24 protein-coding genes are annotated in these 17413 nt (G+C 68.2%); 23 read left to right on the top strand and 1 reads right to left on the bottom strand.

Translation table 11 applies throughout. From position 1 onward, the window contains the following. Nucleotides 1-217: hypothetical protein (locus tag RS82_RS21715; protein WP_211255979.1), on the bottom strand; the 217-nt coding region annotated here is incomplete at its 3' end. A 19-nt stretch (nucleotides 218-236) separates the two neighbouring features. On the opposite strand from RS82_RS21715, the gene RS82_RS20475 reads away from it, so the two are divergent. The 23 genes from RS82_RS20475 to RS82_RS20370 all read left to right on the top strand — a co-directional run bounded on the left by RS82_RS20475 (nucleotide 237) and on the right by RS82_RS20370 (nucleotide 17411). Continuing rightward, on the top strand, nucleotides 237-734 hold the full coding sequence (locus RS82_RS20475; protein ID WP_157005710.1) for an Acb2/Tad1 domain-containing protein: 498 nt from the start codon (nucleotides 237-239) through the stop codon (nucleotides 732-734). After that, nucleotides 731-997, top strand: a complete 267-nt coding sequence (locus RS82_RS20470) for a hypothetical protein (protein ID WP_045302864.1) — start codon at nucleotides 731-733, stop codon at nucleotides 995-997. The genes RS82_RS20475 and RS82_RS20470 overlap by 4 nt, the downstream gene beginning before the upstream one ends. Further along, complete coding sequence (locus tag RS82_RS21430; protein ID WP_157005708.1) at nucleotides 994-1146, top strand: hypothetical protein; 153 nt, start codon at nucleotides 994-996, stop codon at nucleotides 1144-1146. Before RS82_RS20470 ends, RS82_RS21430 begins: the two co-directional genes overlap by 4 nt. Continuing rightward, nucleotides 1143-1553, top strand: coding sequence for a hypothetical protein (locus RS82_RS20875; protein ID WP_052676953.1), 411 nt, complete (start codon nucleotides 1143-1145; stop codon nucleotides 1551-1553). The genes RS82_RS21430 and RS82_RS20875 overlap by 4 nt, the downstream gene beginning before the upstream one ends. A gap of 139 nt (nucleotides 1554-1692) precedes the next feature. Continuing rightward, the gene (locus tag RS82_RS20460; RefSeq protein WP_045302862.1) at nucleotides 1693-1968 is read left to right on the top strand and encodes a hypothetical protein; all 276 of its coding nucleotides are present in this window, start codon (nucleotides 1693-1695) and stop codon (nucleotides 1966-1968) included. 1 nt (nucleotide 1969) lies between these two features. Then, on the top strand, nucleotides 1970-2464 hold the full coding sequence (locus RS82_RS20455) for a phage terminase small subunit (protein WP_052676952.1): 495 nt from the start codon (nucleotides 1970-1972) through the stop codon (nucleotides 2462-2464). Between the two features lies 1 nt (nucleotide 2465). Further along, on the top strand, nucleotides 2466-4223 hold the full coding sequence (locus tag RS82_RS20450) for a terminase large subunit domain-containing protein (protein ID WP_045302860.1): 1758 nt from the start codon (nucleotides 2466-2468) through the stop codon (nucleotides 4221-4223). Between the two features lie 12 nt (nucleotides 4224-4235). Next, a complete protein-coding gene (locus tag RS82_RS20445; RefSeq protein ID WP_045302858.1) occupies nucleotides 4236-5651 on the top strand; it encodes a hypothetical protein in 1416 nt (471 codons plus the stop codon). Further along, nucleotides 5632-6675, top strand: coding sequence for a hypothetical protein (locus RS82_RS20440; protein ID WP_157005706.1), 1044 nt, complete (start codon nucleotides 5632-5634; stop codon nucleotides 6673-6675). The genes RS82_RS20445 and RS82_RS20440 overlap by 20 nt, the downstream gene beginning before the upstream one ends. Before the next feature lie 71 nt (nucleotides 6676-6746). Next, on the top strand, nucleotides 6747-7466 hold the full coding sequence (locus RS82_RS20435) for a hypothetical protein (RefSeq protein WP_157005704.1): 720 nt from the start codon (nucleotides 6747-6749) through the stop codon (nucleotides 7464-7466). Between the two features lie 24 nt (nucleotides 7467-7490). Then, nucleotides 7491-7931 (top strand): hypothetical protein, encoded by a 441-nt coding sequence (locus tag RS82_RS20870; protein ID WP_052676951.1) that lies wholly within the window; start codon nucleotides 7491-7493, stop codon nucleotides 7929-7931. A gap of 3 nt (nucleotides 7932-7934) precedes the next feature. Then, the gene (locus RS82_RS20425) at nucleotides 7935-8933 is read left to right on the top strand and encodes a major capsid protein (RefSeq protein WP_045302853.1); all 999 of its coding nucleotides are present in this window, start codon (nucleotides 7935-7937) and stop codon (nucleotides 8931-8933) included. A gap of 68 nt (nucleotides 8934-9001) precedes the next feature. Further along, entirely contained in the window at nucleotides 9002-9526 is a 525-nt protein-coding gene (locus tag RS82_RS20420; RefSeq protein WP_045302851.1) for an SAP domain-containing protein, read from the top strand. 4 nt (nucleotides 9527-9530) lie between these two features. Beyond that, a complete protein-coding gene (locus RS82_RS20415) occupies nucleotides 9531-9941 on the top strand; it encodes a hypothetical protein (protein ID WP_045302849.1) in 411 nt (136 codons plus the stop codon). Then, nucleotides 9938-10294, top strand: a complete 357-nt coding sequence (locus RS82_RS20410; protein ID WP_045302847.1) for a hypothetical protein — start codon at nucleotides 9938-9940, stop codon at nucleotides 10292-10294. Before RS82_RS20415 ends, RS82_RS20410 begins: the two co-directional genes overlap by 4 nt. Further along, on the top strand, nucleotides 10294-10674 hold the full coding sequence (locus RS82_RS20405; RefSeq protein WP_045302845.1) for a DUF5403 family protein: 381 nt from the start codon (nucleotides 10294-10296) through the stop codon (nucleotides 10672-10674). The genes RS82_RS20410 and RS82_RS20405 overlap by 1 nt, the downstream gene beginning before the upstream one ends. After that, complete coding sequence (locus RS82_RS20400; RefSeq protein WP_157005702.1) at nucleotides 10667-11083, top strand: hypothetical protein; 417 nt, start codon at nucleotides 10667-10669, stop codon at nucleotides 11081-11083. The genes RS82_RS20405 and RS82_RS20400 overlap by 8 nt, the downstream gene beginning before the upstream one ends. A 59-nt stretch (nucleotides 11084-11142) precedes the next feature. Further along, nucleotides 11143-11748: a phage tail tube protein gene (locus RS82_RS20395; RefSeq protein ID WP_045302841.1), complete on the top strand. Its 606-nt coding sequence runs from the start codon at nucleotides 11143-11145 to the stop codon at nucleotides 11746-11748. Between the two features lie 109 nt (nucleotides 11749-11857). After that, nucleotides 11858-12358, top strand: a complete 501-nt coding sequence (locus RS82_RS20390; RefSeq protein WP_045302839.1) for a hypothetical protein — start codon at nucleotides 11858-11860, stop codon at nucleotides 12356-12358. Between the two features lie 56 nt (nucleotides 12359-12414). Then, nucleotides 12415-12732, top strand: coding sequence for a hypothetical protein (locus RS82_RS20385; RefSeq protein ID WP_045302838.1), 318 nt, complete (start codon nucleotides 12415-12417; stop codon nucleotides 12730-12732). Between the two features lie 19 nt (nucleotides 12733-12751). Beyond that, nucleotides 12752-15889: a phage tail family protein gene (locus tag RS82_RS20380; RefSeq protein ID WP_211255978.1), complete on the top strand. Its 3138-nt coding sequence runs from the start codon at nucleotides 12752-12754 to the stop codon at nucleotides 15887-15889. Then, nucleotides 15877-16740, top strand: coding sequence for a hypothetical protein (locus RS82_RS20375; protein WP_045302834.1), 864 nt, complete (start codon nucleotides 15877-15879; stop codon nucleotides 16738-16740). Before RS82_RS20380 ends, RS82_RS20375 begins: the two co-directional genes overlap by 13 nt. Next, on the top strand, nucleotides 16740-17411 hold the full coding sequence (locus RS82_RS20370; protein WP_045302832.1) for a hypothetical protein: 672 nt from the start codon (nucleotides 16740-16742) through the stop codon (nucleotides 17409-17411). The genes RS82_RS20375 and RS82_RS20370 overlap by 1 nt, the downstream gene beginning before the upstream one ends. The last annotated feature ends 2 nt before the right edge of the window (nucleotides 17412-17413 follow it).

The raw sequence follows: 17413 nt of genomic DNA, 5'->3' as shown, positions 1-17413 counted from the left end.
CCCCTACCGGCCCGCCCCCCGCCCGCAAGCGTTCTGCCTCTCGCTGTGCGCGCGGGTTCAGGGGGTACTTGATGCCGGCCGGCCAGCCGCCCGCGACGCCCGACGCCGAGGCCGAGCGCTTCGCACTCTGCTCGACGCTGTGCGTCGCGACCGTGCACGAGTGCTTCGAGCCCACGGGCCGGATACCGCGTCGACGCGCATTCTGCTCAGAATCCATCCCACGAGAGGACACACCGATGCCCGGTCCCACTATCGACGAGCGGTTCCCGACGGCCGCGACGAGTGCGCCGCCGAGCGACGAGACGAAGGCGCGCATCGTCGCGATGCGCTCGCACGTCGTCGAGCTCGCCGAGTACATCGAAGCGCTCGTGCCCGAGGGCCGAGACAAGTCGCTCGCGCTCACGGCGCTCGAGGACGTGCTGATGCGCGCGAACCGAGCGATCTACGCCCACCGTCCGCCCGTCGACGAGCGGACGCCGACCAACCAGATCGTCGAGCACCTGACCAAGATCGCCGAACTCACCGCGCCGGCGCGTGACTTCGAGTGCTGCGAGACGGGCACGTGCCGCGGCCACCGTGGGCCGGACGGGCTCGCGGCCGGCGGTAGCGTCTCGACGTTCCACGTGAGAGCACCGCTCGACCTGGCCCCGGTGACGCCCGGGTCGGTCGCGATGTCGCACCTCGACGCGCAGCGCCGACGCCTCCGCGATGCCTACACCCCGGGCCGCGGATGAGCGCCGCGAAGGTCGTCGTCATCGCCCTCACGCCCGAGCAGGCTGTGGAGGCATTCAACGCGATCGACCCCGCCGAGCGGCCCGAGGCGGCCGTGCGGCCCGCGACACCAGCTGCGGTGCTCGCCGGCACCGGCCCGTCCGAAGCTCTCGCGGTGTACGTCGACCCGCGCATCACCAACGCCGGATTCGAGGTCACGGCGTTCCAGGAGTACGCGGTCCGGGCGACGACGCGATCGACACTCCCCGCGGTGAAGCTCGCATGATCGGGCACGGCCTGGTGCTGTTCATCGCGATCGCGTGGCTCGCGCTCACGCTCCGCGTCTGCGGGATCGGCGATCGTGGTGGCGTCTCGTGGTTCGACCTCCCGATGGTGCCGCTCAACCGGGCCGAGCGCCGGCGGCGACGCCGGTGAGCGACGCCGACTACGACTTCCCACGCGACGAGGTCGTCTGGGAGGCCGGCTTCGCGAAGGAGCGGCAGTACGCGATCGAGCACGGCGTCGACGTGTACGTGTTCGAGAGCATCGACGCGCTCCACCGGGCCACCGGCATCACGACCATCAGCGCGCAGTCGCGCGCTTTCCCCCAGCCGACCGCCAACGGCGTCGGCGCGATCATCCTGCTCGCACAACCGGTGACCCTCTCGGCGATCGTCCACGAGGTGACCCACGTCGGCCTGTTCTGGGCTCGACGCACCGCGCGCAGGAAGCAACGCGCCTACGGCTGGCTCGCCGATCACCCAGAGCAGATCGCCGAGCTCATCGGCAACCTGTCCGCGGTGATCTGGCACTCGCTCCCGGAAGAGATCGCCCGGGAGTAGCACGACAGGCTTCGGCCGCTGAGCCCACACATTCAGCGTCCCCAACGTGCGAGAGGCGCGCCCCACAGGGTGCGCCTCTCGGCGTCTCGCCCCGTAGCCGTTCCGGCGCGGGCTTCCGTTCTGGATGGAGACACCCGAAATGACCGACCGCGAGCCTCGCCTCATCACCGTGCTCGGAACGACTCTCGACGATGCCAAGAGCTTCATCGCCGGGCATCCCTCCCTTGAGGGCGCGCGACCGTTGTCGATGCATCAGACCTCGAAGACGGGCGCGCTCGTCGTCGAATACTTCACGACCCACGCGTTCTACCTCGCGCACGCGCTCGGCGACCCGAAAGCGTACGAAGCCGCCGACGCGCTTCACCGCGACTTCATGAAGACGTCGCCGCGCCGGCGCGGCCCGGTGGGGGACTGACGTGCCCGGCCCGCCTCCGAGCGAGAAGCGATCGCGCGCTCGCGACAACGTCCAGCGCGACGTGATCCGCAACGACGGGAAGGTTGGTGGCTTCGACCTCCGCGACCTCCCCGAAGACTTCCTCCCACTCAAGCCGAAGAGCCAATGGGAAGACCCCGAGCAGTCCGAGCGCGAAGAGTGGCACCCGGCCACGCTGCGCTGGTGGGACAACTGGCGGACCTCGCCGCAGGCGACCCGCATGGTGACCGACGTCGACTGGGACTACATGCTCGACACCGCGCTCATGCATCACCGCACGTGGATGAGCGGTGGCACGAACACCGAACGACTCGCCGAGATCCGCATCCGGCTCGCGAGCTTCGGTGCGACCTACGCCGACCGTCTCCGACTGCGCCTCGAGGTGGAGCTTCCGCCCGAGCAGCATCCCGCCGGCGCGAAGGGTCACGCGAACAACGTGACCGACCTCGACGCGCGCCGAGCCGCACTGGGAGCGTGACATGCCTCGCCGTCTGATCCACCACCCGAAGCACGACCGGAAGCGCTCGCTCGGCTTCCTCGCCGTGTGGTGGATCGAGACGTTCGTCGTCCACGGCCGCGGCGGAATGCAGGGCAAGCCGATCCAGTACGGCCTCGAAACGACCGGGTTCATCGCCGACTGCTACGCGCACGACGAGCGCGGGAAGCGGCTCTACTGGTCCGCGTTCTTCTCGCGTCCGAAGGGCACCGACAAGTCCGGCATCGCCGGCGCGCTCGTGCTGTTCGAAGCGTTCGGCCCGGCCCGGTTCGCCGGCTGGGCGAAGGGCGGCGAGCAGTACACGTTCCTCGGCGAGACGTACACCTACAAGGCGGGCGAGCCGATGGGGAAGCCCGTCGTCAACCCCGTCATCAAGATCATGGCGACCGAAGAGGGCCAGACGGGCAACGTCTTCGACAACGTCTACTACAACCTCTCGAACGAGGACGCGCCGCTCTACCAGTTGAAGACCGGCTACGGGCTCGACGTGGGGAAGACGCGGATCATCCTCGCGTCGGGCGGAACGATCATCCCGTCGACGGCCGGATCGGCGTCGAAGGACGGTGGCCTCGAGACGTTCGCCGTGTTCGACGAGACGCACCTGTACACGACCGACACGTTGCACGGCATGTACGACACCGTCACGCGAAACCTCTCCAAGCGTCGCAAGGAGGGCACGTGGTTCATCGAGACGACCACGATGTACGAGCCCGGTGCCGAGTCGACTGCAGAGGACACGTACTACTTCGCCGACATGCTCGCCGAGGGCAAGGCGCGGAACAAGACGCTGCTGTTCGATCACCGGTGGGCCGATGTCGAATCGCTCGAGAAGATCCGTGTCAAGGACGAGACGAAGCCCCGCGGCGACCGGTTGGAGACGGAAGACGAGTACATCGCTCGTCTCACGGCCGCGTTCATCGAGGCGTTCGGTGACGCGATCGCGTGGAACGACCCCGAAGACCTCATCAACGACCTCTTCGACCCGCGACGGTCCGAGCAGGACACACGCCGGTACTTCTTCAACGCCGTCGTCGAGGGCAAGAACGCGTGGATGAAGGCGACGGTCTGGGACAAGATCGGGCTCGCCGAGCTTCGCGCGGCCGCGGTGGCTGTCGGCCAGCGCATCCGCATCCTCCCGCCGCGCCGCGGCGAGATGATCGCGCTCGGGTTCGACGGCGGCCTCACGTCCGACGCGACGGTGCTCATCGGGTGCCGCATCAGCGACGGCTACGTGTTCCCCATCGGCATCTGGGAGGCCCCGGACTCGAAGGAAGCGAAGGACTGGCAGGTCGACCACGCCGAGGTCGACGCGCTCGTCCGCGACACGTTCAAGCGGTTCAAGGTCGTCGCGTTCCTCGCCGACCCGCCCCACTGGCGCGACTACGTCGACTCGTGGGAGAGGGCGTTCGGTGACGACCTCGTCATCAAGGCGACCGAGTCGAAGCCGATCTCGTTCGAGACGAGTCGGCACACCGAAATGGCGAAGGTCGTCGAGCGCACCGAGACGGCGATCATCACCGGCGAGCTGCGCCACGGCAACCACAAGGCGATGCGCCGGCACGTGCTGAACGCGCAGAAGTGGAACAAGTCGACCGGCGGTCACGTGATCGGCAAGGACCGAAAGGGGTCCGCCAAGAAGATGGACGCCGCCGTCGGCATGTGCCTCGCCGTCGAAGGCCGCGCTCGCTACAAGAAGCAGTTCAAGGACACCTCCACGGGGGTGCCCACTCGAGTTCGATAAGGGGGTACGGGCGTGCTCGCAGAGGCAGGTATCCCGGGGACCGACGACTGGTGGCTCATGCGGCTCGCGAACGAGCTCGGCAACGGGCTCCCGCGCATGGGACGGCTGACACGCTACCGGGACGGTGACGCGTTGCTCCCCGACAACGCGTGGGACGTCGGAACGCGCGAGTCGTACATGCGGTGGCTCAAGCGGTCCCGGCTGCACATCGTCGAGACGATCCGCGACGCGCGGACGGACCGACAGCGTGTCATCGGGTTCCGCACGGGCGCCGACGGCGACGAGTCGGGCGACCTCGCGGCATGGAAGCACTGGACGCGGAACCGCATGAAGGTGCAGTCTCGCCAGTTCTTCAACGACACCGCGGACTATGGGAAGTCGTACCTGCTCACGATGCCGGCGGCCGATGGGCCGCTGTGGAACGTGCGGAACGGGTGGACGACCATCACCGAGCCGAACGCGCTGCGTCCGTGGCTCACGGAGGCCGGCATCACGGTCGGGTTCGACCCGATCGCTCAGGCCGAGGTCATCGTCCTGCACCGCCCCGGGTACTTCCGGGTCGCGTTCCGTCCCACGCGCGTTCCGACGCTAATGCAGGACGGAACGCCCTGGTATCCCGGCAAGGGTTGGTCGTGGGCGGGCGGTCCGGTCCGGAACGTGTCGAACGATTCGCTGTTGCAGCGGAACCAGACGGTCGACGGGTTCGGGGTCTACGAGAAGCACCTGGACAGCGTCGACCGGATCAACGAGATCACGCTGAACACGATCACCCTGATCGTGATGCAGGCGTTCCGCCAGCGTGGCGTGAAGGGCAACCTCCCCGAGTTCTACCCGGAGGGGCACCCGCAGGCCGGCGAGAAGGTCGACTACGACGAGCTCTTCAAGGCGGGTCCGGCGGCGCTCTGGCTCCTGCCGGTCGGCTCGGAGGTCTGGGAGTCGAACTTCACCGACATCACGCCGATCTTCACGTACCGGCGCGACGAGCTCAAGGTGCTCATGTCGAACACCCGCACGCCGCAGGACATATTCGACGGCGAGTCCGCGAACCAGTCCGCGGCCGGATCGCAGAACTCGAAGGAACCGCTCATTCACGCCGTGCAGGCGATGAACGACCAGGCCGAAGTCTCGCTCGCGCAGGCAATGGCCCAGTCGTTCGAGATGGTCGGCGACGCGATCCGCGCTGACGTGACCGAGATCGAGGTGCTGTTCGGGAAGATCAGCCCGGCCACCCTCGCCGAGAAGGCCGAAGCGGTCGCGAAGATGGGCGGCAAGCCGTCCCAGCGGTACATCAACAGCGAAGTGCTTGAGATGACGCCGGCGCAGCAGCGCCAGGACGAGCAGGACCGCACGACCGAGATGTTCCAGACCGCGCTCGCGGCCGCCAGCGCTTCGGGGGTGACCGGGTCCGGTGACACCAACGCAGCTTGACGCGATCATCCGCGTGCACCAGGAGAAGCAGGCGTCGCTCGTCGCGACTCTGCTTCGGGTGATGCTCGGAATCTGGGTGCCGTTCTCGTGGGCCGCGAACCGGCCCGACCTCGTGAACGCCTCCGCGGCGCAGTCCGCCGTCGACGTCGACCTCGCGCTCGCGCAGGTCCGGCGGTGGGCTCGCGCCGAGGTGATCGAGCAGCTTCGCGCGCTCGATGCGCTCCCGGAGAAGTTGCCGGACCTCCAAGACCTGTACCCGCGATCGGGAACCCCGATCGTGGAGGTCTACAAGAGGCCGGCGCGGCAGGCCGAGCACGCTCTGCGCCAGGGCGCGACGCCCGAGCAGGCGGAAGCGGTGCTCGTCGAGCGGATGACGAAGATCGTCGAGATGGACGCGGTCGCGACCATCCGCGACGAGAAGTCGATCATCCACCAGGCCGCACCGAAGGTCACCGGCTACCGGCGCATCCTCCGACCCGACCTGACGAAGTACGGCCCGTGCGGTCTGTGCATCGTCGCGGCCGACCGGACGTACCACACCGGCGATCTGCTCGAGCTGCACAACGGGTGCGTCTGCGACACCGCAGCGATCACCGCGGACGCCGACCCCGGGCTCAGCCTGAACCGCGAAGACCTCGACGCGATCTACGAGGCCGCCGGTGGGAACTTCGCCGAGGCACTTCAGCGCACCCGCGTCGTCGTCCGCGAGAACGGCGAGCTCGGGCCGATCCTCGTGCGCGACGGGAACGAGTTCAAGACGTTCGACAAGGCCGAGCGCCAGTCAAAGCGCGGGCAATCGTTCACGCCGTATCGGCGGCCGTCGAAGACGAGCAACCGCACCAACTGGTCGGCGATGCGCGCCACGTCGGAGAAGGCGATCCTCACGCTCGAGGACGCGCGCCGCGAAGGCCGCGACCTCGTGAGCATGACGGCGTCGAGCACGCCGACGAAGGTCGCCGACTTCGACAAGGCGATCGGCTACCACCGCGCGCTCATCGCGCGCGCGCAGGCCCACGGGGCCTGATCCACACACGTACCGCGTTCCGCGGGCACACCCCGTTCTGGGGTGACACCACAACACCCGGAGGTTCCTCCATGTCCACCCTTTCGCGCCGCATGATGCGGCCCTGGCTCATGTTCGTCGGCCCCGACGCCGGCGGCGGTGGCGGTGACGATTCGTCGCTGACGCCCGAGCAGTTCCGCGAGAAGTACGGCTATCCGTCCGGCACGAAGACCGACGACATGACCGACGCGGAGCAGGCTGCCTACTGGCGGCGGAAGTCGAAGGGCTTCCAGAAGGACTCGGAGAGCAAGGACCGCGAACTCTCGCAGTGGAAGGGCCTCGGCGAGTTCGACGCCGTGTCCACCACGGTCGGCACCGCGGAGCAGGCACGCCTCGCCGCGCTCAGCGACGCGGAGCGCGCACGGGAAGAGGCGCAGCGCGCCGAGCAGGCGGCTCGCGCCGCCGGCGAGGCAACCGGCCAGCAGAAGTACCTCGGCGAAGCGATCGCCGGCCAACTCGTCGCTCTGACGATCAAGCCGGGGGAGAAGCCCGAGGACGCGCTGAACCGGGTGAAGGGCGCCCTGCAGTTCACGGACCCCACGCGGTTCCTGAACGCCGACAAGGACATCGACCCCGCGCTCGTCGCTCAGTTCGCCGCCTCCGTCGCTCCGTCGGCAGGCGAGGGCAACGGCGAGGGCGGTGACGTGCTGGCGACGCTGTACGGCCGCCAGTCAACGACGCCGCCTGCCGCCACGTCGATCGCCGAGGCGCGCAAGCAGACGCGCGAACGCCTCGGCAAGAAGACCAAGTAACAACCTCACAGAAAGGCATCAGCCATGACCGATTTCTCGGTTTCGAAGGCCGTCACCGGTGTCCCCGTGGACACGCAGTGGCGCGCCGGCAAGCACGGCCAGGACAGCGCGCGTTCGGGTCAGCTCGACCCGACCGCGTTCACCGCGGGCACGCACTACAACCTCGGCGGCCGTACCGACAACGTCATCCCCTCGGGTGTCGCGGTCGCGAAGCTCGCCTCGGGTCTGTACGGGCCGTACGACTCGACCGCCGGCTCCGCGGGTGACCCCCGCCGGAAGCTCGCCGGCTTCATCAACGACGACGAGGGCATCGCCCTCGGCGCGACCCCGGCAACCGCCAAGCCCACCTTCGCCCGTCTCATCCACGGCGTCATCAACCCGTCGCTCCTGCCCGTCGTGGCGCAGCGGACGACGCTCGGTGCCGCCGAGGCCGTGACCGGCTCCTACATCTACGTGGAGGACTGATCCATGCCGTTCACCAAGAACTTCCGCACGCCCGGTCAGCTGACCGGCATCGCGCGCGGTGCATTCGACGCCGAGTTCGAGCGCTTCCGCGTCTCGGGCCTGCTCCCGGCCGTCGAGAACTTCACCCTCGACTACTCGTTCAACGTGGGTTCGGCTCCGCTGCCTCCGGCCGCGAAGTTCCGCGCGTTCAACGCCGAGTCGATGGTCAACCGCCTCGGCACCGGCCAGACGGCCAAGGGCTCGCTGCCCCCCACGTCGATCCGGATGCACGTCGACGAGTACACGCAGCTCAAGCTCATGGGCCAGGACGACGCGATCGGCCAGAAGTTCGAGCAGTACGCGATCGCGAACGCGCAGTCGATCGCGTTCCGCATCATCATCGCGGCGGCGCAGGCGATCGTCGACGGCAAGATCACGCTCGCTGAGCGCGGCCTGCAGCTCGACATCGACTTCGGCCGCAAGGCGGGCCTCAAGGCCAACGCCGCGACGGTCTGGTCGAACACGGCGGCGTCGCTGCCGATCAGCGACCTCGAGGCTCTGCGCAACGTGCTCGGCAAGCGCGTCTCGCAGACGATCCTCAGCCGCGTCACGCTCGGCTACCTGCAGCGGAACGTCGACCTGATGAAGCTCATTCTCGGCAAGGGCTCGGACCTCCCGAGCCGCGTGTCGTCGGACGACGTCATCTCGTTCCTCGGCTCGGAGGGCTTCGGCCAGGTCGTCGTCGACGAGGACACCGTTCCCGACACCACGGGCACGGAGGTGCCCCTGTTCGCCGCGGACAAGGTCATCCTCATCTCGGGCTCGCAGGTCGGCACGACCGAGATCGGTGTCACCACCGAGGCGATCGAGTCGGAGAACGGCATCGGCAACAGCGACGCCCCCGGCCTGTTCTCGGGCGCGATCGCGTCCAGCGACCCGTCCGGCTACGACGTGTACGTCGGCGGCATCCTGCTCCCGACGCTCACCTCGCCCGACAACACGGCCGTCCTCGACGCGTTCTGATCCGGATGAGGGGGTGGGGCCCTCGGGCCCTGCCCCCTCTTCCCTGAGACCCCAAGGAGGTCTGCGAAATGGGAACCCCCAACCCCAAGATCATCAAGTCCGGTGTCGTTCATCTGCTGTCCGACGCCGGCGAGTACATCACGCTCGCGGCCGGCGACGTCGTGCCCGACTGGGCCGACAGCCTGGTCACGAACCCCGCACTGTTCGAGGGCGGTGAGTCCGAGTCGACCGAGACGTCGACCGAGACGACACCGCCGCCCGTCAATTCGGGCGACAGTGGCGGGCAGTCCACCGAGACACCGTCGGCACCGGTCAAGCAGCCCTCGCAGGCTGAACTCAAGGCGCAGGCGAAGCAGCTCGGACTGCCGACCGGCGGCTCGAAGAAGGAACTCGCGGAGCGCATCGCCGCGAAGCAGGCCGAACTCGCGCCGGTCATCACCGAAGGCACGCCTTCCGGCGAGCCGGCATCCGGTGACGACGAGGACGGCGACCGCGCCGCGCTCGAGGACAAGGCCAAGGAGCTCGGCATCGAGTTCGACCGCGAGAACACCGACGACGAGCTCGCCGCTCTGATCGAAGACGCACAGGAGTAACGACATGGCGACGACCCTCCCCGAAGTGAGCGCCGACGAGATCCCGAAGTACTGGGCGGGCGACATCGACGACTTCGACGTCGCCTACCTCCAAGGCAAGCTCGGGGAGGTCGTCGACATGATCGCCGACCGGTACGGGTCGCTCGTGGCCGCGAGGCTCGCGAGCGGCCGGCTGACCGAACGGCTCTACACCGCGACCGTCATCCGCATCGCCGCGCGCGTGTGGTCGAACGTCGACGGCTTCCGCCGCGAGAACGCCGGCCAGTACGGCTACGAGGTGAACGCGGCCGTGGCGTCCGGCACGATCTGGTTCACCGATGACGACGTGCGTGACCTCACCGGCGTGCACCCGAAGCAGTCGAACGTGATCGGGACCGCGACGATCGGACGGCACGAGCCCGGGCGCACGCGATGAGCCGGCTTCTCGGGGACCGCGCCGCGCACACCGTGCTCGTGCAGAACCGGGAGACGACTCGCGATGCCGAAGGCGGGCGGGTCACCCTCCCCGTCGGCGAGCGGATCGAAGTCCGCTGTCTGAGCGAGCCCGTGCGTGAGTGGTCCGCGGCCGAAGAGTCGCAGGCGCTCGGCATCCAGGTCACCAACATGCTCGTCATCCGCTCCCGCACCTGGCCGGGCGACATCAACTCGCACGTGATCTTCGACGGTGGCGTCTACGAGACGGTCGGCGTCCCTCAGCACTTCAAGCTCTCGCGGAAGACGAGCCACTGGCGGGTCACCGTGAAGTGGATCGGGAAGGACGGTGGGTAATGGCCTCTCGAGTCTGGCTGAGAAGCCGGAACCGCGTCACCGTCGCGCAGATGTGCGGTGAGGACGCCGTCATGGGCCAGGCCGCAGGCCGGGTGCTCCGATCGGTCCGCACCGTCGCCGCGCAGCACGTCGACACCGGGAATTACATGCGCAAGCTCGGCACGGTCAAGGTGCCCGGCGAGAAGGGCACCGGCCGGTCCGTCATGGACCGTCTCGTGGTTGCGGACGACCCCGCGGCCGCGTCGATCGAGTGGGGCCACTTCACGACACGGATCACGCGCGCCGAAGGCTCACGCCGTGTCACGACCGGGCCGCTGACATGGGTGCCGGGCAAGCACATCATGGCGAAGGGATTGGCGCGGGTGAAATCCCTTGACTAAGCGACTACTCAACGCCGGCAAGCTCTTCCAGTCGTTGTTCACCCGCGACCTGCCCGAACCGTGGGTCGCATACAGCGACCTCGACGTGGGCTCGTTCGACGACATCCCGATCGCCACCCACTCTGCCGTGATCCAGCAGAACGGGAACGGCGAGGACGTGTGGTCGGTCACGCTCACCGTCAACCTCTTCCTCGATCCTGCCGGCGCGTTCGACCGCGCCGCGTTCGTGTACGCCGTCATCCACGCGTGGGACGACGACCCCGAAGAGTCGATCATTCCCGGCGTCGGCGCGATCGAGTCGGTCGACGACCTCGACGCCTTCATGCCCGCCTCGGGCGAAGTCCTGATGAACAACAAGGCGGTGCGCCACTACCAGGGCGCATTCTCCATCACCGCCAAGGTCCACTAACCCCTTCTGCGCCCGCCGCCGGCGGGATGGGTCTGCGAAACCTACCCAGGAGGAACCTGATGACCGCCAACAAGACCAGCCTGGTCATCCCGGCCAAGGGAACCGTGTTCCACGCTCCCGTCAACACACTGCCCCCGACCGCGCCGCTCGGCACCGACGGCTTCAAGCTCGGCTCCGCGGACGGCCCGACCCCGTGGAAGAACCTCGGACACACGTCGGAGGCCAACACCATCGCGTTCACCAAGGAGGGCGGCGAGCGGGAATCGCTCAACACCTTCCTCGAGGACGGCGTGCGCACGTCGACGTCGGCGACCACGTGGGGCTTCACCGTGAACGCCCTGCAGTTCGACTCCGACACCCTCGACCTCGCGTTCAACGGCGAGTTCAACGAGGACACCGGCGGTTACAAGGTCACCTCGTCGATCCCGTCCGAGATCGCCGTGTTCCTGTACTTCAAGGACTCGTCCGGCGCGCTCGGCTTCTGGCTGCCGAACGTCGAGATCACGCTGGGCGACGCCCCGAGCGTCGACATCGCGAACTTCTTCGAGCTTCCGCTGTCGGGCACCATGCTCGGCGCGCCCGAAGAGATCATCCCGGCCGTCGACGGCCGCCCCGTCCTGTTCGAGATCTTCAAGACCGGCCTCAGCGCGCCCGTCACGCCCTGAGCCACCCCGACCGGGGGTCGCGAGTGCAGAATCGCAGACCCGCTCGCGACCCCCTCCATCCCTAGGTCTGCCACCGCTCCACCACGTATCCGAAAGAGGTCTGCCACCCATGACTGCTGCATCCGCCGCGAAGAAGCCCGCCGCCCCCCGTACCCGCAAGCCGGCCGCCCCGAAGCCGGCACCCGTCGTCGACGAGGTCGTCGAGACGCCGCCCACGCCCTCCGAGGCCGCCGACATGGTGATCGAGCGCGAAGAGCTGCGCCGCGCCCTGCTCGCTGAGCTCCCCGAGCTGCGCCCCGCGCACCGGTTCCGCCTCGGGCACCGCAACGCGTTCCACAACCTGTCGCTCGAGGCCATGAAGTCCGGCGCGTTCGACCGCGAGACGCTGGACTACGACCTCACGAAGCCCGAGGACATCGAGGACTTCCAGAAGCTGCAGAAGTTCGTCGAGTCCATCGACGACTGGGCCGAGAGCATCGCGGTCGACGTCGACGCGTACGTCGAGTGGTCGGAGCGCGTCGGCAACGGCGACAGCGCCGAAGAGACGTTCATGGCGCTGTTCTCGACCTACCAGGCCGACCTGGGGGAATCGCGCGGCTCCGGGAACTGATCGACGAACTCGACACTCTCGGGGCCCTGCGCGCCGACCTCGCCGAGTTCTACCAGGTGCGGATCGACGACGTGTGGGCGGGCAAAGAGTCCGCTTGGCACGTCGTCGTCCTCACCGAACAACTCGTGCGCAACCCTCACTCGCGTGTGTTCGCCGAACGTGGCGGCACGCCTGAGTTGCAGGGCTGGGATGCGACCGCTGTCATCGCGGCGCGCACCCACAACCTCATCGCCGGCATCATCGCCGGCCTGTCGTCGGGCACCAGCCTCGACGACCTGCTCATCGCCTACCCGAGCGCCAAACAGGCGCCGCCCGAGCCGAAGACGCTCGCTGAACTCTTCGGGAGCGGCGCGCTGGGGTTCTTCGGCCAATAACTGAACAGGGGGGACGCGCATGGCGTCAAGCATGAACCCGGGCCGGAACATCGGCCGCGTCTCCATCCGCGTCCTCCCTGACACCCGCGACTTCAACAAGCTGCTCCGCAAGCAGCTCGACGACTTCGCGAAGAAGTTCCGAGGCGCGATCACCGTCGACAAGGTCAACCTCGACCGGGCGAAAATCCGCGAGGACATGCAGCGCCAGTTGCACATGATTAACCTCGACGCTCACGACTTCAACGCGACGGTCACCGTCTCGCAGGCGAAGCTCAAGAAGGTCGAGCTTCGCAAGTCGATCCAGACCGAGTTCGACAAGTGGGAGGCCGTCAAGGTCGGCATCGCCGCCGAGATCCGCAACCCCGAAGAGTTCAAGCGGTCCGTCGAGCGCATGGTCAACCAGGCCAGCCGCAACGACGTGAAGATTCACGCGAACGCGCAGACGGCCGCCGCGGCGGCACAGTTCCGCTACACCGCGCGCGACCGGATCGTGCAGTTCTTCGCGCACGCGAACGAAGGCGCTCTCGTGAAGACCGCGACGGCGTTCGCGGCGCTCTCGGGTCTGCGCCTCGCCGGTACGTGGGCCGAAGACATGCTCGACTTCGTCAAGAACCTCGACAAGTCGCTCCCGAGCATCCTCAGCTGGACCACCGGCATCACGACCGGCCTCGCCGCCGTCGCTGGGGCCGTGTCGGGACTCGTCGGGATCGGTCAAGGGCTGTTCTCGATCACGCCGGCGCTGCTCGTCCTGCCCGGCCTGCTCATCAACGCGATCGGATCGATCAGCGCCCTCATCGTCGCCTGGCGGAACGCGGGCACCGAACTCGCGCCGCTCGCCGACGGGATGCGCGAACTCGGCGACATCATCAACACGACCTACTGGGATCGGGCACGCCAGCCGATCCTCGACCTCGTCAACGGGCTCATGCCGCAGTTGCAGACCTCGTTCCGGAACCTCTCGGAAGGCGTCGGCGACTTCACCGGCGCGCTCGCGAAGGCGTTCGGCACCGAGCTCGCCAACGGCCGGCTCGAGTCGATCTTCGCTGGCATCGCTGACGGGTGGCGTGTGCTCGGCACGGGCGCGGACGGCTTTGCCGGCGCGATCGTGTCGCTCTCGCAGATCGCCGCGAAGTACACGCCGCGCCTTGCCGGCTGGTTCGTGCGTCAGGCGAACACGTTCGACGCGTTCCTCACCAGCATCGCCACCGACGGTCGCCTCGACACGTGGATGGAAGGCGCGATCTCGTCGATGTACGACCTCTGGGACGCCACGACCGGCGTCGCGGGCGTCTTCGAGGGGCTGTGGCGTGCGGCGGATGCCGCCGGGTCAGGCGGGCTCGCCGGGTTCGCCGACATGATGCAGGCGTGGGAGCGCACCGTCAAGGGTGCCGACTTCCAGCGCGGCCTCACCGCGATCTTCCGCGGCTCGGCGGTCGCGATGGAGGCGTTCGGGGACGGCATCAAGGCCGTCGGTCGGCTCTTCGCCGACCTCGACGGATCGTTCGAGCGCTTCATCGGGTCGTCCGGCATGTTCGTCGGCGGGCTCGTCGAAGGCATCGCGAACGCGCTGAACAGCCCGGCGGTCGCCGCAGGGCTCGACGGGCTGTCGGCGGGACTCATCGCCGCGCTCGAGCGGATCGGTCCCTCGCTGCAGCCGCTCGCCGACACCTTCGGTGGCCTGCTCGGACTCATCGGCAACCTCGCTCAGACCGTGCTTCCGACGGCGGTCGGCGCGGTCGCAGCGCTGACGCCTGGGCTCGACTCCCTGACGGGCTCGATCGACCGTGTCCTGCCGTCCCTGACCGGCGCGGTCGATTCGTTCGTACGCGACATGGCCCCGCCGATCAACGACTTCGTCGCCGCGATGGGCCCCGCGACCACATCGATCTTCCAGACCCTCGCCGACGCTCTCGAGGACATCGGCCCGAAAATGGCCGACCTGGCTTCGGGCCTGTCGCCGAATCTCGTCGCCGCGATGGACGGTCTGGCGGCCGCGATCAAGCCGCTCGCGAACCTCGCGACCGCGCTCTGGGAGATCCCTTCCGTCGCCGGCAAGGCGATGGAGGACTGGTCGTGGATCTGGGACGACAAGAAGCTGAACGAGATCACGAAGGACATCATCGGCGACGGTGGCTGGACGGGTGACCTCTTCAAGTGGGCTGAGGACTGGGACGCGTTCTGGGCCGACACCGGCACCAAGCACGGCAGCAAGTACATCGACTCCCTGATGATGGGTGCCGGTGAGTCTTCGGCCGACGCCGTCTCGCGCATGACCGCGGCGCTCAACACCGAGTTCACGTTGAAGGGCCCGGCGGCCGGAAACGAGATGTGGAAGCAGTTCCTCGGCTCGGACCTGCCACCCGAGGTGAAGACGAAGGTCGCTGAGAACCTGCGCCTGCTAGGCATCGAGATCGAGGCGGCAGGCGGCGCGGGCGGTGGCGGGTTCTCCCGCGGGCTCGCGCAGGGCATCACGCTCGGGATGCCGAACGTCGAAACGTCGGTGCGTGGCGCGAAGGGCGCAGTCGAGCGCGGAGCCGCGGGTTCGGGCGAATGGCTCAAGAGCCACGGTGGACAGACGATCGCCGGATTCAAGACGGGCGCAGACGGTCAGGTCGGCGGCGTCGAAACCGTCATGGGAACCGTGAAGGGCAAGATCACCGGCGCGTTCCCGAACCCGTTCAACCTCATCATGGGTGCCGGTACGTCGATCATGAGCGGCTTCCTCTCGGGACTGCGGACGGCGTACACCGGCGTGCAGTCCTTCATCGGCGGTATCGCCGGCTGGATCAAGGCCAACAAGGGCCCCGCGTCGTACGACCGGCAGCTTCTCGTTCCGGCCGGTCGGTGGATCATGGGCGGCCTCGAACGCGGCCTCAACGCCGGCTTCGGCCGGGTGAAGTCGCGCGTCTCGAGCATGGCCGACGAGATCCGCGGCGAGTTCGGCACGTCGCTCGGCACCGGCATCAGCGCGGGCCTGGCGACGAGCATGAACGTCGCGCGCTCGACCCGTCTCCCGTTCACCACCGACGCCGAGGGCAACCCGGCCGGCCTCGCCGCCGGCGGGAACACCGTCAACGTCACCATGCCGCTGCTTCCGGGGGAGACCCCGCAGGAGCAGCGCGACACTCTCGTGGAGGAACTTCGATGGGCGTTCTGATGCTCGACGTCGGCGGTCGCCGTGCAGACGGTGGTCGCAACGGCAAGCTGTGGATCGCAGAGAACGGCCTCGACGAGTGGTGGGACTCCGCTGAGACGGAGTTCGACGAAGAGTCCGCCCCCGATGGGGACGGCGCGTATGACCCGACGGAGGTGACGCTGGGGCCGCGACGGTTCCCGGTGTCGCTCCTGGCGGATGCGTCGTCCCCTGAGTGGGCTGAGCTCGACGTGCGCACCTGGGCGACCGGGCTGGCGAAGAAGCTCGACCTCGGGTTCCGCGTGTTCCACGCCGGCCGGTGGCTGTCGCTTCGAAACGCGAAGGTCCGGGGGAAGGTGCGTGTCCGGCCGAATCGCCGTGACCTGCGCCTCACCGACATCGGGTTCACCGTGTGGGCTGCGGACCCGCGGAAGTACGGCCGCACTCTCACACGCACCGTCGACGCCGTGTTGCAGCCCAAGGGCGGCATGTTCTTCCCGACCGTGGATGGCTCGATCAACTTCGGCGAGCGGGGCGGCGTCGACTTCCCGGGTGTCTTCCGGCTCTACAACCCGGGCACGGCGGACTACCTCCCGTCGTTCAAAGTGACCGGGCCGCTGGACGGTTTCACGATCCGATCCGAGGACTACGTCATCACCTACGAGGGCGCTGTAGCCGCCGGGCAGACCCTCACGCTCTCCCCGTTCACAGGAGGGCGCGCATCACTCGACGGAGCCGACGTGTCCATCAACTTGACAGAGGCCGGGTGGGCACCAGTTGACGGCGGCCAGACCCGTGGCTACCGGTTCACGCCGGACAACCCGCGCCTCGGCGCGCGCCTCATCATCGACTACCCGGAAGGAGCGTGGTGGTGATGGTCACTACTGCAGCTGGCCTCGCAATCGACCTCAACGACGACCTGGACGGAACGACAGCAGTCGGCTTCCGACGAGCGCTCGCCGTACTCTTCAAGCAGTCGTCGCCGGGCGTCGCCGAAACGGGCCGCCTCGGCTCGGACCACCTCGTGGTGAGCGGCGACCCCGGCGCGATGCGCTATCACGTGTCCGCGGGCGGAATCGTCATCACGCGAGCGGCGACCGGTGGCGCGTACATCGTCGGGCTCCCGCAGGGGGACTCGATCGACACCAACCCGAGCGACGGCATCAACCCTCGCATCGACATCATCTACTGCCGGCAGCCCGACCCCGCGCTCGACGGCAGTTCGATCGAGGTCGATTTCGTCGTCGACGTCGCCATTGGCACGCCCGCCTCGAGCCCGATCGCTCCGACCCTGCCCGACGGCGCGGTGGAACTCGCCCGGAAGCAGCTCGCGGCCGACGCGTCCAACACGTCAGGTGGACTCCCGTTCACGAACATCGCGCCGACCACCGGCCTGAACTTCGGCGGCACCGTCGGGATCTCTCAGGGGGGGACCGCGGCCACGACGAAGGCTGGCGCGCGCAGCAACCTGGGGTTCCTGTTCGGGACCGGCGCGCCGTCGAACGCGCTCGGCGAAGACGGCGACACCTACGACCAGATTCTCTAAGG

The sequence above is a fragment of the Microbacterium trichothecenolyticum genome (genome assembly GCF_000956465.1).
In the GTDB taxonomy this organism is placed as follows: Bacteria; Actinomycetota; Actinomycetes; order Actinomycetales; family Microbacteriaceae; genus Microbacterium; species Microbacterium trichothecenolyticum.
Note: the sequence above shows the minus strand (reverse complement) of the source record. Positions and strands in the feature narration are given on the sequence as shown.

Bases quoted from the DNA above. Each gene is read 5' to 3' on its own strand.
- RS82_RS20475 (WP_157005710.1), top strand. From the start codon at position 237: ATGCCCGGTCCCACTATCGACGAGCGGTTCCCGACGGCCGCGACGAGT.
- RS82_RS20470 (WP_045302864.1), top strand. From the start codon at position 731: ATGAGCGCCGCGAAGGTCGTCGTCATCGCCCTCACGCCCGAGCAGGCT.
- RS82_RS21430 (WP_157005708.1), top strand. From the start codon at position 994: ATGATCGGGCACGGCCTGGTGCTGTTCATCGCGATCGCGTGGCTCGCG.
- RS82_RS20460 (WP_045302862.1), top strand. From the start codon at position 1,693: ATGACCGACCGCGAGCCTCGCCTCATCACCGTGCTCGGAACGACTCTC.
- RS82_RS20450 (WP_045302860.1), top strand. From the start codon at position 2,466: ATGCCTCGCCGTCTGATCCACCACCCGAAGCACGACCGGAAGCGCTCG.
- RS82_RS20435 (WP_157005704.1), top strand. From the start codon at position 6,747: ATGTCCACCCTTTCGCGCCGCATGATGCGGCCCTGGCTCATGTTCGTC.
- RS82_RS20870 (WP_052676951.1), top strand. From the start codon at position 7,491: ATGACCGATTTCTCGGTTTCGAAGGCCGTCACCGGTGTCCCCGTGGAC.
- RS82_RS20425 (WP_045302853.1), top strand. From the start codon at position 7,935: ATGCCGTTCACCAAGAACTTCCGCACGCCCGGTCAGCTGACCGGCATC.
- RS82_RS20420 (WP_045302851.1), top strand. From the start codon at position 9,002: ATGGGAACCCCCAACCCCAAGATCATCAAGTCCGGTGTCGTTCATCTG.
- RS82_RS20415 (WP_045302849.1), top strand. From the start codon at position 9,531: ATGGCGACGACCCTCCCCGAAGTGAGCGCCGACGAGATCCCGAAGTAC.
- RS82_RS20410 (WP_045302847.1), top strand. From the start codon at position 9,938: ATGAGCCGGCTTCTCGGGGACCGCGCCGCGCACACCGTGCTCGTGCAG.
- RS82_RS20405 (WP_045302845.1), top strand. From the start codon at position 10,294: ATGGCCTCTCGAGTCTGGCTGAGAAGCCGGAACCGCGTCACCGTCGCG.
- RS82_RS20395 (WP_045302841.1), top strand. From the start codon at position 11,143: ATGACCGCCAACAAGACCAGCCTGGTCATCCCGGCCAAGGGAACCGTG.
- RS82_RS20390 (WP_045302839.1), top strand. From the start codon at position 11,858: ATGACTGCTGCATCCGCCGCGAAGAAGCCCGCCGCCCCCCGTACCCGC.
- RS82_RS20380 (WP_211255978.1), top strand. From the start codon at position 12,752: ATGGCGTCAAGCATGAACCCGGGCCGGAACATCGGCCGCGTCTCCATC.
- RS82_RS20375 (WP_045302834.1), top strand. From the start codon at position 15,877: ATGGGCGTTCTGATGCTCGACGTCGGCGGTCGCCGTGCAGACGGTGGT.
- RS82_RS20370 (WP_045302832.1), top strand. From the start codon at position 16,740: ATGGTCACTACTGCAGCTGGCCTCGCAATCGACCTCAACGACGACCTG.